The sequence below is a fragment of the Saccharopolyspora flava genome, from assembly GCF_900116135.1.
GTDB lineage: Bacteria > Actinomycetota > Actinomycetes > Mycobacteriales > Pseudonocardiaceae > Saccharopolyspora > Saccharopolyspora flava.
Window position 1 is genome coordinate 1 of the sequence record NZ_FOZX01000010.1, and the last position, 13,077, is coordinate 13,077.

Consider the following 13,077-nt stretch of genomic DNA (forward strand, 5'->3'; position numbering starts at 1 on the left):
CCCAAGACCGCGTCGCCGCCCGCAACCTCCTGGCTCGCCTGCGCTATCTGTGCCCGACCATCCGATTGGTCTGGGCCGATTCCGGCTACACCGGCACGCTCATCGACTGGACCAGATCGTTGTTCGGGATCAGCATCGAAATCGTCTCGAAACTCGCAGGTCAGGTCGGGTTCGTCGCCCTGCCACGTCGATGGGTCGTGGAACGCACTCTGGCCTGGATCAACCAGCACCGCCGCTGCGTGCGCGACTACGAACGCCGCCCCGAACACCACGAAGCCATGGTCCGCTGGGCCATGATCCACACCATCAGCAAGCGCCTCACTCGCTAGTTCAGGAACAGGCTCTGAGATCCGCGTGGGCGGGAGCCCACTTCACAGGCAGCGGCGAAGAGAGCGACCATTGCTCGGTCTCGTGCGCGGTGAACGCGGAGAGCCGGAGGCGAAGAGTCTCACGAATTTCTGCAAGATTTGTGGCTGTCAGGGGTCCTCGGCTGGAGCAGCGGGAGCACCGTGATGCCCAGGGTGATCAGGGCTGTCAACGCTGCGACGACGCTGGCGACCTTGTCGGCTTCGTCCGTGCCGTCGGTCAGCAGGTTCGTGATGATCCAGAATGCAGCAATGCTGAGGCCGAGTGCGAGAAGTGCGAGCTTTTTTCGCTGTGCGTGCAAGTCGGGGATACCTCGCCGCTCGTGATTCGCTGAGATCAAGAGTGTACCGGCCGTGCCGCTGCGCCAATAGTGGGAAATTTGCGGTGAACTGGTAACGGTGTTGCTCCTGGTGCTCTACAAGTATGACGAGCAGTATCCGATCTTCACTGGGGTGAAATCACATGTGACGCGCGGATGTGGAGTGCGCGCAGAGAGGTAGAAGCCGTGATGAGAACGGGTTTCAGGGGAGTGCTGCGCACATTCGCCGCCGCATCCGCCGCTGGGATGGTCGCGCTGGGTCTGTGCGCGCCCGCCGCCAACGCCGAGGACGAGGTGCCTCGATTGGCCGACGGTTTCGGTCTGACCGTGAAGCGGCAGCCGGAGTGGCTGGACGGTGGGCATCGGTCGTTCGTGTTCTCCGTTGCCACGGACGAGGTGCCGAATCCGACGCTCCTGTCGGATCAGACCGCCGGACAGCACGACATCGTGGTCACGCTGCCCGAGGACTACACGCGCAGCGAGGCCCGTTACCCGGTGCTCTACTCGCTGCACGGCAACCCCGATTGGCCCACCAACCCGTACCTCAGGCAGGTCTCCGAGCAGGCGACCGCTGGGAAGCCGCTGATCACCGTGCACCCCAACGGCGTCCGGAGTTGGTACTCGAACTGGGTGAACCCGGGAGGTGTGGGTCCGCAGAACTGGGAGACCTTCCACCTGGACCAGCTCGTCCCGTTCATCGATGCGAACCTGCGGACGTTCGCCGAGCGTGACGGCCGGGCCATCGTCGGTCATTCGATGGGCGGTTTCGGAGCGTTGCACTACGCCGAGCACAGGCCCGATCTCTTCAGCTATGTCGGCAGTTTCTCCGGCGGGCTCGACCTGCTGAACCAGAAGGTTCGCGCCGCGGTCATCGGGACGGAGGTGAGCCCGGGCTCGGGGACGCCGACCGTCGGTGCGGACGCCATCTTCGGCCCGCCTGTCTGGCCGCTTGACGGTGTGTGGAACGCGCAGAGCCCCGCGCAGCACGTCGAATCGCTGCGCGGCATGGGTGTGGCGCTCTACAGCGGAAATGGTGGAGACCCGCTCGTGGCGCCGGTGCAGTCGGTGACCGAGCAGGGAGTCCGGGAGACGAACGTCGTGACCTCTCAGAACCTCACGGCGGCGGGGATTCCGCACGAGTTCCTCGACTACGGTGACGGGAGTTCCTGGGCACCGGGATGCTCCGGCAAGCACGCCGACATCCAGTGCCTGCAGAAGGACATGGACCACTACGTCGGGCTGATCTTGGAACGCCTCCGGACCCGGTAGTCGGGTCAGCGGGTCCGGAGGCGGGTTCTAGTCCGCTCGGAGCGGGGGTAGGACGCCTGCGGTTTCGTAGTGGGTGAGTTGGGTGAGGCGGCGTTGGTGTCTGCCTCCGTCGAACTGGGTGGTGAGGAAGGTGTTCACGATGAGTTCCGCTTCCGTCAGGGCGTGGAGGCGGGCTCCGATGGCGGCCAGCTGGGCGTTGTTGTGCCTGCGGGCGAGGCGGGCGACGTGGGCGTTCCAGACCAGGGCGGCGCGGGCGCCGGGGACCTTGTTGGCGGCGATCTGCTCTCCGTTGCCGGAGCCGCCGATCAGCACGCCCCGGCTGCCCGGGTCGGCGACCACCCGCCGCGCCGCGTGGATGCAGAACGGCGGGTAGTCGTCGGCCGGGTCGTAGGTCGCCGGGCCCACGTCGATCGTGTCGTGTCCCCGTTCCGCCAGCTTCTTCACCAGGTGGTTCTTCAGCTCGAAACCGGCGTGGTCGGAGGCCAGGTAGACGCGCACCGCTCAGCCCGCCCGGACCGCGTTCAGCGTGCGGCGGGCCGCGGCCACCACCGCGTCCGAGGTGATGCCGAACTCGGAGTAGAGGCGGGCGAAGTCCGCTGAGGCGCCGAAGTGCTCCAGCGACACGACCTCTCCGGCGTCGCCGACGAAGCGGTGCCACGGCTGGGCGATTCCCGCTTCCACCGCGACCCGGGCGCGCACCGACGGGGGCAGCATCGAGGTCCGGTAGGCCTCGTCCTGGGCGTCGAACCACTCCACGCACGGCATCGACACCACACGGGTCGCGATCCCGTCGGCCTCCAGGACCTCCCGGGCCGCGACCGCCAGCTGCACCTCCGAGCCGGTGCCGATGAGCACCACCTGCGGCACGGCGGCCGAGGCGTCGGCCAGCACGTAACCGCCGCGGGCCACGCCCTCGGCGTCCGTGCCGGCCAGCGTCGGCACCGCCTGCCGGGTCAGCGCCAGACCCGTGGGGCCGCCGGTGTTCTCCAGCGCCGCCTTCCACACCGCGGCGGTCTCGTTGGCGTCGGCCGGGCGGGCCACCGCTAGGTCCGGGATCGCGCGCAGGCTCGCCAGGTGCTCCACCGGCTGGTGCGTCGGACCGTCCTCGCCCAGGCCGATCGAGTCGTGGGTCCACACGTAGATCACCGGCAGGCGCATCAGCGCCGACAACCGCACCGCCGGGCGCATGTAGTCGCTGAACACCAGGAACGTCCCGCCGTAGGGCCGGGTTCCGCCGTGCAGCGCGATGCCGTTGAGGATCGCGCCCATCGCGTGCTCGCGGATGCCGAAGTGCAGCGTCCGGCCGTACGGGTTGGCCGACCAGGTGTCGGTGGAGATCGACTCGGGCCCGAAGGAATCCGCGCCCTTGATCGTCGTGTTGTTGCTCTCGGCCAGGTCGGCCGAGCCGCCCCACAGCTCCGGCAGCACCTCGCCCAGCGAGGCCAGCACCTCCGAGGAGGCCTTGCGGGTCGCCACGCCCTTCTCATCGGGTTCCCAGGCCGGCATCCCGTCGGCCCAGCCGGCCGGCAGCTCGCGGGTGCGCATCCGGTCCAGCAAGGCCTTGCGCTGCGGGTTCGCCGCCGCCCACGCGTCGAAGGACAGCTGCCACTTCTCGCGCAGCGCGCGGCCTCGCGCACCGGCCGCGCGGGTGTGTTCCAGCACCGCCTCCTCGACCTGGAAGCTCTCGTCCGGGTCGAAGCCCAGCAGTTCCTTGACCTTCGCCAGCTCGTCGGCGCCCAGCGCGGCGCCGTGCGCTTTGCCGGTGTTGCTCTTCGTCGGCGACGGGTGACCGATCACCGTGCGCAGCACGATCAGCGACGGACGCGACGTCTCCTGCTGAGAGGCCTTGAGCGCGGCCAGGATTCCGGTGATGTTCTCGCCGCCGTCGACGGTCACCACGTGCCAGCCGTAGGCCTCGTAGCGCTTCGCGGTGTCCTCCGACAGGGCGATCTTGGTGTCGTCCTCGATCGAGATGTCGTTGGCGTCGTAGATCACCGTGAGGTTGCCGAGCTGCTGGGTGCCGGCCAGCGACGAGGCCTCGGAGGTCACGCCCTCCTCGATGTCGCCGTCGGAGGCGATCACGTAGACGTGGTGGTCGAAAACGCTCTCGCCGGGCGCGGTTTCGGGATCGAGCAGGCCCCGCTCGCGGCGCGCGGCCATCGCCATGCCCACCGCGTTGGCCAGTCCCTGCCCCAGCGGACCCGTCGTGGTCTCCACGCCTCGGGTGTGGCCGTGCTCCGGGTGGCCGGGGGTGAGCGAACCCCAGGTGCGCAGCCTCTGGAGGTCCTCGATCTCCAGGCCGTAACCGGCCAGGAACAGCTGCACGTACAGCGTCAGGCTCGAATGTCCCGCCGAGAGCACGAAGCGGTCGCGGCCGATCCAGTCCGCGTCGTTCGGGTCGTGCCGCATGACGTGCTGGAACAGCGCGTAGGCGGTGGGGGCCAGGCTCATCGCCGTGCCCGGGTGGCCGCTGCCGCACCGCTCCACGGCGTCGGCGGCCAGCACGCGCGCGGTGTCGATCGCCCGGACGTCCAGGCCGGTCCAGTCATCGGGCACGTGGGAGGTGGTCAACCGGTCGAGCTGGTCGCTCACGCGGGGGACAGCGGTCATGGTGGGCACTCCTGAGTTCTCGGTGATGGCGGGTCCTACGCGGGCCACATCCGGGACCGCTCCGGGTGGTCGTCGTCGATGAGCCGGTGCGCCAGCGCGATCGCCTCGGTGCGGTCCAGCTCGGCGACAGCGGGATCGTCGCGGGAGATTCCCTCGAAGATGGTGGCCAGCCGCTCGGCGTCGGCGACCGACACGCTGGTGTCGCCGTCGAAACCGCCGTCGTAGCGCCGGCGCACGATCGCGGCGGCCTGGCGCAGCAGGGCGCGCTGCACGTCGCTCAGGTCCACCTGGCAGTCGCTCATGTCGTTCTCCCTCACGTTCGAGGCGATCCGGGGGAGCGGGAAGGGCGTCGCCTTCCCGCTCCCGCGCCGGGTGTCAGCGGATCCGGGAACGCAGGGCCTTCGCGGCGGCACCCGGGTCGGCGGCGCTGTAGATCGCGCCCCCGGCCACGGCCACGGTCGCGCCCGCTTCCTGCACCGAGCCGATCGAGTCGGGCTTGATGCCACCGGCGATGGAGAACGGCACCCCGGCCTGCTTGCCGTCGTCCAGCAGCGCCTGGATCGAGTAGCCGGGACGGGCCTGCTCGTCCAGACCGGCGTGGATCTCGACGAAGGACACGCCGAACTTCGACACCTCGCGGATGCGGGAGACGCGGTTGTCGACCACCGCGATCATGTCCGCGACGACGTCCTTGCCGTGCTTGCGGCCCGCGGCCACCGCGCCCTTGACGGTGTCGTCGTCGGCGGTGCCCATGACGGTGACCAGGTCCGCGCCCGCGGTGAAGGCCAGGTCGGCCTCCAGCTCACCGGCGTCGGCGGTCTTCATGTCGGCGAAGACCAGCTTGTCCGGGTGGGCGGCCTTGATGGCCGTGATCGCCCGCAGGCCCTCGGCCTTGATCAGCGGGGTGCCCAGTTCCAGGATGTCGACGTGCTCGGCGGTCTGGCGCGCCAGGGTCAACGCATCGCCGAGCGTGGCGACGTCCAGTGCTACCTGCAGCTTCACGATAATCTCCTCAATCGGTGGTGCTCGGCGGATTCCGGCGCGGGTGATCCCGGCCGGAAGATCCGCGATGCGGTGAGCAATGTCCGGCGCCCGAACCGATTGCCATTCCGGGCGATGTGCGCGGATCACGACGATTCCGCGGGCTGCGCCTTTCCCGGCCCCTGGTGATCGGGGCCGTGAACGAGCAACGGCATGTGACGGTGCACGGATTCTCGCGGTGCGGTCAACCTCTGCGGAACGAACGGCGGGCGCGGCGGCACAAACGGTCTCCTGCGGGCCTCCAGCTGCCCGGAACCGCAGGTATGAGGCCTGTGCGATTACTTTCGCTGATGGGGCGATCAGGAATTGTTCGGGCGAATTCCGCGATTCCGCTTGAGGCCGTTTCAAAACCGTTCGTGCTTTCCCGGTATCTGTTCGTTCTCGTCGCGTTGACCGGGCGATGGGCGGCGTGCACTCTCGCTCTCCGACGCGGCATCGACCGCGTTCGAGGTCCCGTGCTCCGCGAATTCCCGCGGGTTTCGGCGAAGAACTCGGCCCCTCGTCACCGACCGGCATCCGGTGGTGCGAAGGCGGGCCGGACGAATGACATCCGAGTGGGGAGTGCCACGATGACCGACACCGTGAATCCCGGCGGCGACACGCTCAACCCGCCGCTGTTCAACTACGCGACCCTGGCCATCACCGGCGAGGTGGACCGGATCCGCCGGGGCGTGCAGCCCGCCGCGTGGGCCCGCGCCGGGGCGATGCTGCTCAAGGCTCCCGCGGTGTTCACCGTCGGCACCGGGCGCAGCGGCCTGGCGCTGCAGATGGCCGCGATGCGGTTGATGCACCTCGGGCTGTCGGTGCACGTCGTCGGCGAGGTGACCGCGCCCGCGATCGGCCCGGACGACGTGCTCATCGCCGCCTCGGGCTCGGGCACGACCAAGCGCGTCGTGCAGGCGGCCGAGACCGCGCGCAAGCAGGGCGCCAACGTCGTGGCCCTGACCACCGCGCCCGACTCGCCGCTGGCGTCGGTCTCCACCGAGGTCCTGGTGATCCCGGCCGCCGACAAGCAGGACTTCGACGGCAAGGTCTCCGACCAGTACGCGGGCAGCCTCTTCGAGCAGTCCGTCCTGCTGCTCACCGACGCCCTGTTCCACGCCCTCTGGCGCTCCAGCGGCACGCAGGCAACCGAGTTGTGGCGCCTCCACGCGAACTTGGAGTGAAGGCCGAGGCAACGGTCGAGACGAGGAGACCCGGACATGCAGGAAACGCGAACCCGCACCGACATCCACACCCTGGAGGCCGTGGCGCTGGGCGCTACCCAGCGGGCCGCGCTGGCCAGCTACCCGTGGGTCGGACGGCACGACAAGAAAGCCGCCGACGCCGCGGCGACCGAGGCCATGCGCGAGGTCCTGGCCGGTGCTCCCGGGCGGGGGACCGTGGTCATCGGTGAGGGCGAGAAGGACGAGGCGCCGATGCTGTTCAACGGCGAAACCGTGGGCGACGGCACCGGCCCCGACTTCGACATCGCCGTGGACCCGCTGGAGGGAACCTCGTTCTGCGCCAAGAACCTCCCCGGCGCGATGGCCACGATCGCCTTCGCCGAACCGGGCACCCTCTGGTCGCCCGGGCCCGGCTTCTACATGGACAAGATCGTCGTCGGGCCCGGCGCCAAGGGCGTCATCGACCTCGACGCCCCGCCGGAGTCCACCGTGGACAGTGTCGCCAAGGCCCTGGGCAAGAAGGTCTCCGAGATGCGCGTGGTCGTCATGGACAAGCCCCGCCACACCGAGCTTATCGCGCGGCTGCTGGCCGCCGGCGCGGCGGTGCACACGCCCGCCGAGGGCGACGTCGGCGGCAGCCTCGAAGCGCTGCTGCCGACCGGTGAGGCCGACCTGCTGCTGGGCGTCGGCGGCACGCCGGAAGGCGTGATGACCGCCGCGGCCGTGCGCGGCCTGGGCGGCGACATGCTCGGCAGGCTCGCCCCGCAGCGCCGGGAGGAGGCCGACGCGATCCGCGCGGCCGGCATGGACCTCGATCGCGTCTACACCTGCGACGAGCTCGTCGGCGGCGACGCGCTGTTCGCCGCCACCGGCGTGACCAGCGGTTCTCTGCTCGGCCGGCCCCGGGAGTCCGAGGGCGCCGTGCTGGCCGAGTCGCTGCTGGTCTCCCGCGGTCAGGTGCGCCGCATCGCGCACACCACTTTCGGCTCGATGCCCCGGCAGTGAGGACATGCGGTGACTCTGCACTTGGACGACCTCCGCGTTCGCCACCTCGGCGAATGCCACCACGACTCGCCGCTGGCCGATCTGGTCGCGGACAAGAAGACCTCTCCGCACTACGTCTCGGAAGGCGACCGGGTCCTGCTCGACGACACGGTGTCGATGCTCGACCGGCGGGGCATGGCCCCCGGTGACCTGCCGAGCTTCGAAGCCGCGGGACCGCGTCGCAAGATCTACTTCGACCCGGCCGAGGTCACCGCCGGGATCGTGACCTGCGGCGGCCTGTGCCCGGGGCTCAACGACGTCATCCGCGGCCTGGTCCAGGAGCTCACGGTCCAGTACGACGTGAAGCGGATCCTCGGGTTCCGCAACGGTTTCCGCGGTCTGACCGCCCGGCACCGGCACGACACCGTCGATCTCACGCCCGACGTGGTGCGCGACATCCACAAGTCGGGCGGCACCATCCTCGGCAGCTCGCGCGGCGGGCAGGACGTCGAGGAGATGGTCGACACGCTCGTGCTGCGCGGGGTGAACGTGCTGTTCGTCGTCGGCGGTGACGGCGGCATGAACGCCGCCACCAACCTGGCCGCGGCGATCCGGTCGCGCGGACTGGACATCGCCGTGATCGGGGTGCCCAAGACCATCGACAACGACCTGCCCTACACCGACCAGTCCTTCGGGTTCCAGAGCGCGTTCGCGCAGGCCGCGAACTTCATCTCGTCGGTCTCCATCGAGGCCTCGGCCAGCCCGGACGGCATCGGGATCGTGAAGCTGATGGGCCGGCATTCCGGTTTCATCGCCTGCTACGCCTCGCTGGCCCGCAACGCCGCCGACGTCGTGCTCATCCCGGAGGTCCCGTTCCGCCTGGAAGGCCCGGACGGCCTGCTGGCGCGCGTCGAGCGGCACGTGCGGGAGAAGGGCTTCGTCGTCATCGTCGTCGCCGAAGGAGCGGGTCAGGACCTGCTGGCCGAGCGCGGACTGCTGCAGGGCGGCGCCACCGACGCCTCCGGCAACGCCAAGCTCGGCGACATCGGGCTGCTGCTGCGCGAGATTATCAGCGCCCACCTGACCGAGGTGGGGCTGTCGCCGACGGTGCGCTACATCGACCCCAGCTACGCGATCCGCAGCGTCACCGCCAACGCCTACGACAGCGTGTACTGCCTGCGCCTGGCGCACAACGCGGTCCACGCGGCGATGGCGGGGCGCACCGAGACCGCCGTGGTGCGCTGGCGGCGGCGGTTCGTGCACGTGCCGATGCCGCTGATCATCAGCCACCGAAACCAGGTCGACCCCGACGGCGACCTGTGGATGTCGGTGCAGGAGGCCACCGGCGGGCTTGTGGCGCCCAGCGACGGGCGCAAGCTCGAACGGCCCGGCGTGCCCGAGCGGCCCGGTGCGGGGGTCGTCGCGGGATGACCGCTGGTTGGCGCGGCACCACCGCTCGTGGTCCGTTCGGCGGCGGTCGTGGTGCTCTGCTTGCCGCGCGTTTCCAGCACGACGTAGTTTTCGCCCACGACGCCGCGAAACCTGAGCGCACGGAGGCGACCGCGCTCGGGAACGCGGCCTGTTCCAGCGAGTCAGCGGCCCGCGCGGCGGCGCGGTCCGGCCCGGTTCCCCTCGCGAGATCGACGCGCGCCGGGCCGGGTGAGAGGACCGGAGGCGGTCTGAAGATGGCGAACGTGCAGCGACCGACCTTGCCGACCCGCAACGCGCGCACCCCCACGGTCTACGGCGCGTGGGAGCGGTTCGTGCGAGGTGAGGACGACATCGCGGGCGTGCGGCCCGAGGTGGCGCTGTCCTGGCACCGCTGCCGGGACCGGTACCGCGTCGACCCCGCGCTGACGGAGGCGCCGGTGGCCATCACCGACGTCGACCACAGCCTGGAGCACGACGTGGTGTTCGCCGAGCTGGGCTTCCGCGCCGCCTCGGTCGTCAACGAGGTCGCCGGCATCGGAGGCGTGGTCACCGTGGCCGACGCGACCGGGCGGGTGCTGGCCGAGTGGGGGAACAAGGACACCCGGAACTTCGCGGCGAAGGCCAACCTCGCGCCGTGGTACTGCTGGTCGGAGAGCGCCACCGGCACCAACGGCATGGGCACCGCGCTGGAGACCACCGCACCGGTGGTCATCCGCGGGCCCGAGCACTGGTGCGAGGCGTTCCACGACTGGAATTGCGCGGGCGTGGCGGTCCGCGACGTGGTCTCCAAGCAGCCGGTGGCGGTGCTCAACATCTCCTGCTGGCGCAGCGAGCTGCCGAAGGCGGCCGGTGCGTGGTTGAGCAACGCCGCCAGCCGCACCCAGTTCACGTTGCGCCGCCGCGCCCGCGACGCCGGCGCCGAGCTCATCGCCGCCTACAACCACGCCCGCTCGAACGCGGCGGTGTCGCTGGCCGCGGTGGACCCGTCGGGCCGGGTGGTGATCGCCGACGACCGCGCGGGCGTGCTGCTCGGCGTTCCCAGCTGCACGCCGGCGCCGGATCCGGCGGAGCGCTGGAACCCCGGCCTGCCGGGACTGGTCCGCGCGGTCCGCTACGCCGCCAAGCAGGCCGCCAGCAACCCGGACTGGGTGGGCTCCACCCAGATCCACACCCACCTGTCCGACGAGCCGACGCAGGTCAGCATCCGTCCGGTGTTCCAGTTCGGGCACCTGGTGGGCGACATCGTGGTGTTCGGGGCCTCCGACGGCGAGCAGATGCCGCGCGGCGAGCAAGGGGTGGGCGTCCCGGAGCGGGGGAGCGCGCCGCGGGTCGTGGCGTCGCGGGAGAACCGGATGGTGCTGCTGCGCCCGCCGGAGGTCGCCTTCGCCGAGTCCGACGGCAGCGACGTGTGGCTGTCCACCGACGAGGGCAGGCTGCGGGCCGCGTCCCCGGCGCTGGACAAGATCGAGCGCGAGCTGGGCGGCACCGGTTTCCTGCGGGTGCACCGGCAGTACGTGGTCAACCTCGACCGGATTCGCGAGGTCGAGCGGGGTTTCAAGGGCGAACTGGCGCTGGTGATGGACGACGCCGCCCGCACGATGGTGCCGGTCTCCCGCCGCAACGCCCCGGTGGTGCGCAAAGCGCTGGGCCTCTGAGAGTCGTGGGAAGGAGCTCCCGTGCCGGAGAACCCCGATGCCATCGCGGTCACCCGCAACTACGACCAGAGCGTGAAGCGCGCGGCCGAGCGCACCCGTGAACATCCGGCGGCCGGGGGTAGCAACCTGGACTGGTGGCCGCGTCGGCTGAATCTGGAGATTTTGGCCAAGCATCATCCGGCGCGGAATCCGCTGGGTGAGGACTTCGATTACGCCGCCGAGTTCGCGACTCTGGACCTGGATGCGGTCGCGCGTGACATCGACCGGGTGCTCACCACCTCGCAGGAGTGGTGGCCCGCTGATTTCGGGCATTACGGGCCGCTGGTGCTGCGGATGGCGTGGCACTGCGCTGGGACGTATCGGGTCTCTGACGGGCGGGGTGGGTCGCGCTCGGGGATGCAGCGGTTCGCGCCGTTGAACAGCTGGCCGGACAACCGGAACCTGGACAAGGCCCGCCGGTTGTTGTGGCCGGTCAAGCAGAAGTACGGCCGCAAGCTCTCCTGGGCCGACCTGATGGTCTTCGCCGGGAACCGGGCCCTGGAATCGATGGGGTTCCGCACGCTCGGTTTCGCGGGTGGCCGGGAGGACGTGTGGGAGTCCGACGCCGACATCTACTGGGGACCCGAACGCACCTGGCTCGGGGATGAACGCCACACCGGTATCCGTGACCTGGAAGAACCGCTTGCGGCCGATGAGATGGGCCTGATCTACGTCGATCCGCAGGGACCGGCGACGTTGCCGGATCCGATCGCGGCGGCCCGGGCGATTCGGGACACCTTCGCCCGTATGGCGTTCAACGACGAGGAGACCGTGGCGTTGATCGTCGGCGGCCACACCTTCGGCAAGACCCACGGCGCGGGCGATGTCTCGCACCTGGGGGCGGAGCCTGAGGGCGCTGACCTGGAGCATCAGGGTTTGGGCTGGTCGAGTGACTTCGGCACGGGCAAAGGTGCTGACGCGATCTCCACCGGTCTGGAGGGCACGTGGACGCCCAACCCCACGCAGTGGGACAACGGGTTCCTGGAGACGCTGTTCGCCTACGACTGGGACGTCGAGCTCAGCCCGGCCGGGGCGTGGCAGTGGATTCCGCGCGGCGACCAGGGCCACGGCACCATCCCGGACGCCCACGACCCGCTCAAGCGCCACCGGCCGACCATGCTCACCACCGACCTCGCGTTGCAGGAGGACGAGGAGTACCGGCGGATCGCGATGCGGTTCCTCGCGCGGCCGGAGCTGCTGGAGGACGCCTTCGCCCGGGCCTGGTTCAAGCTCACCCACATCGACATGGGTCCGATCGAGCGCTACCTCGGGCCGCTGGTGCCGGAGGAGCGCTTCCTCTGGCAGGACCCGGTGCCGGCCGTCGACCACGAGCTCATCGACACCGACGACATCACCGAGCTCAAGCGGCGGGTCCTGGACTCGGGCCTGTCGGTGTCGGAGTTGGTGTTCACGGCGTGGGCCTCGGCCTCGACCTACCGCGACAGCGACAAGCGCGGCGGCACCAACGGCGCCCGCATCCGCCTCAAGCCTCAACGCGATTGGGAGGCCAACGATCCCGAGATCATCGAGCCCGTTCTGGCCGAGCTCGAAAGGATTCAGAAGGACTTCCACGCGGAACAGACCGGAGGGAAACGGGTTTCGCTCGCCGACCTCATCGTGCTGGCCGGATGCGCGGCGGTCGAGCACGCCTCCGGTGAGCGGGTGCAGATCCCGTTCACGCCCGGCCGCACCGACGCCACCCAGGAGTGGACCGACGTCGAGTCCTTCGCCGTGCTCGAACCCCGCGCCGACGGATTCCGCAGCTACCTCGGTAAGAAGCCCCCATTGCCCTCCGAATACCTCCTCATCGACCGAGCCAACCAACTCACCCTCACCGCCCCCGAGATGACGGTGCTCATCGGCGGACTCCGCGTCCTCGGCGCCAACCACCGGGGTTCGACGCTGGGCGTGCTCACCGAAACACCCGGAACCCTCGGCAACGACTTCTTCGTCAACCTCCTCGACATGAACACCGAATGGTTTCCGCAGGGCGGGATATTCACCGGGCACGATCGGAGCAGCGGCGAACGGCGGTGGAAGGCCAGCCGAGTGGATCTCGTGTTCGGCTCGAACTCCGAACTCCGCGCCATTTCCGAGGTGTACGCCGGAGATGAGGAGCAGTTCCTGCGCGATTTTTCCGCCGCGTGGAACAAGGTGATGAACCTCGGCCGATGGTGACCGCGCAACACCGCGGGAA

The 13,077-nt window shown here is 69.8% G+C and carries 12 protein-coding genes; 7 read left to right on the plus strand and 5 right to left on the minus strand.

The window, feature by feature from the left end:
- Positions 1-329 (plus strand): transposase (locus BM424_RS23470; RefSeq protein WP_139274144.1); only part of this gene is annotated, 329 nt, incomplete at its 5' end.
- A gap of 119 nt (positions 330-448) precedes the next feature.
- Here BM424_RS23470 and BM424_RS23475 read toward each other — a convergent pair.
- Entirely contained in the window at positions 449-667 is a 219-nt protein-coding gene (locus BM424_RS23475; protein ID WP_093422040.1) for a hypothetical protein, read from the minus strand.
- 228 nt (positions 668-895) lie between these two features.
- Between BM424_RS23475 and BM424_RS23480 the strand changes: the two genes are divergently transcribed.
- Positions 896-1,954: an alpha/beta hydrolase gene (locus BM424_RS23480; RefSeq protein WP_245776081.1), complete on the plus strand. Its 1,059-nt coding sequence runs from the start codon at positions 896-898 to the stop codon at positions 1,952-1,954.
- Between the two features lie 27 nt (positions 1,955-1,981).
- Here BM424_RS23480 and BM424_RS23485 read toward each other — a convergent pair whose 3' ends face one another.
- The 4 genes from BM424_RS23485 to hxlA form a co-directional block, all read right to left on the minus strand.
- Positions 1,982-2,452 (minus strand): ribose-5-phosphate isomerase, encoded by a 471-nt coding sequence (locus tag BM424_RS23485; protein ID WP_093422046.1) that lies wholly within the window; start codon positions 2,450-2,452, stop codon positions 1,982-1,984.
- 3 nt (positions 2,453-2,455) lie between these two features.
- A complete protein-coding gene (tkt, locus tag BM424_RS23490; protein WP_175548232.1) occupies positions 2,456-4,564 on the minus strand; it encodes a transketolase in 2,109 nt (702 codons plus the stop codon).
- Positions 4,565-4,599: 35 nt separating this feature from the next.
- Positions 4,600-4,866, minus strand: a complete 267-nt coding sequence (locus BM424_RS23495) for a hypothetical protein (RefSeq protein WP_093422049.1) — start codon at positions 4,864-4,866, stop codon at positions 4,600-4,602.
- A gap of 73 nt (positions 4,867-4,939) precedes the next feature.
- Positions 4,940-5,566, minus strand: coding sequence for a 3-hexulose-6-phosphate synthase (gene hxlA, locus BM424_RS29270; protein ID WP_217649813.1), 627 nt, complete (start codon positions 5,564-5,566; stop codon positions 4,940-4,942).
- A 608-nt stretch (positions 5,567-6,174) separates the two neighbouring features.
- On the opposite strand from hxlA, the gene hxlB reads away from it, so the two are divergent.
- The 5 genes from hxlB (at position 6,175) to katG (ending at position 13,058) form a co-directional block, all read left to right on the plus strand.
- The gene (hxlB, locus tag BM424_RS23505) at positions 6,175-6,771 is read left to right on the plus strand and encodes a 6-phospho-3-hexuloisomerase (protein WP_093422054.1); all 597 of its coding nucleotides are present in this window, start codon (positions 6,175-6,177) and stop codon (positions 6,769-6,771) included.
- Between the two features lie 36 nt (positions 6,772-6,807).
- Positions 6,808-7,776, plus strand: a complete 969-nt coding sequence (gene glpX, locus BM424_RS23510) for a class II fructose-bisphosphatase (protein ID WP_093422056.1) — start codon at positions 6,808-6,810, stop codon at positions 7,774-7,776.
- 9 nt (positions 7,777-7,785) lie between these two features.
- The gene (locus BM424_RS23515; RefSeq protein ID WP_093422059.1) at positions 7,786-9,186 is read left to right on the plus strand and encodes an ATP-dependent 6-phosphofructokinase; all 1,401 of its coding nucleotides are present in this window, start codon (positions 7,786-7,788) and stop codon (positions 9,184-9,186) included.
- 254 nt (positions 9,187-9,440) lie between these two features.
- Entirely contained in the window at positions 9,441-10,841 is a 1,401-nt protein-coding gene (locus BM424_RS23520; protein ID WP_093422062.1) for a DNA-binding protein, read from the plus strand.
- Positions 10,842-10,862: 21 nt separating this feature from the next.
- Positions 10,863-13,058 carry a catalase/peroxidase HPI gene (gene katG, locus BM424_RS23525; RefSeq protein WP_093422064.1) on the plus strand — a complete coding sequence of 732 codons (2,196 nt, stop codon included), beginning with the start codon at positions 10,863-10,865 and terminating at the stop codon, positions 13,056-13,058.
- Positions 13,059-13,077 lie beyond the last annotated feature (19 nt).

What these genes read in the sequence shown, in the direction of transcription:
- tkt (WP_175548232.1), bottom strand. Translation starts at nt 4,564, where the DNA reads ATGACCGCTGTCCCCCGCGTGAGCGACCAGCTCGACCGGTTGACCACC.
- BM424_RS23495 (WP_093422049.1), bottom strand. Translation starts at nt 4,866, where the DNA reads ATGAGCGACTGCCAGGTGGACCTGAGCGACGTGCAGCGCGCCCTGCTG.
- hxlB (WP_093422054.1), top strand. Translation starts at nt 6,175, where the DNA reads ATGACCGACACCGTGAATCCCGGCGGCGACACGCTCAACCCGCCGCTG.
- glpX (WP_093422056.1), top strand. Translation starts at nt 6,808, where the DNA reads ATGCAGGAAACGCGAACCCGCACCGACATCCACACCCTGGAGGCCGTG.
- BM424_RS23520 (WP_093422062.1), top strand. Translation starts at nt 9,441, where the DNA reads ATGGCGAACGTGCAGCGACCGACCTTGCCGACCCGCAACGCGCGCACC.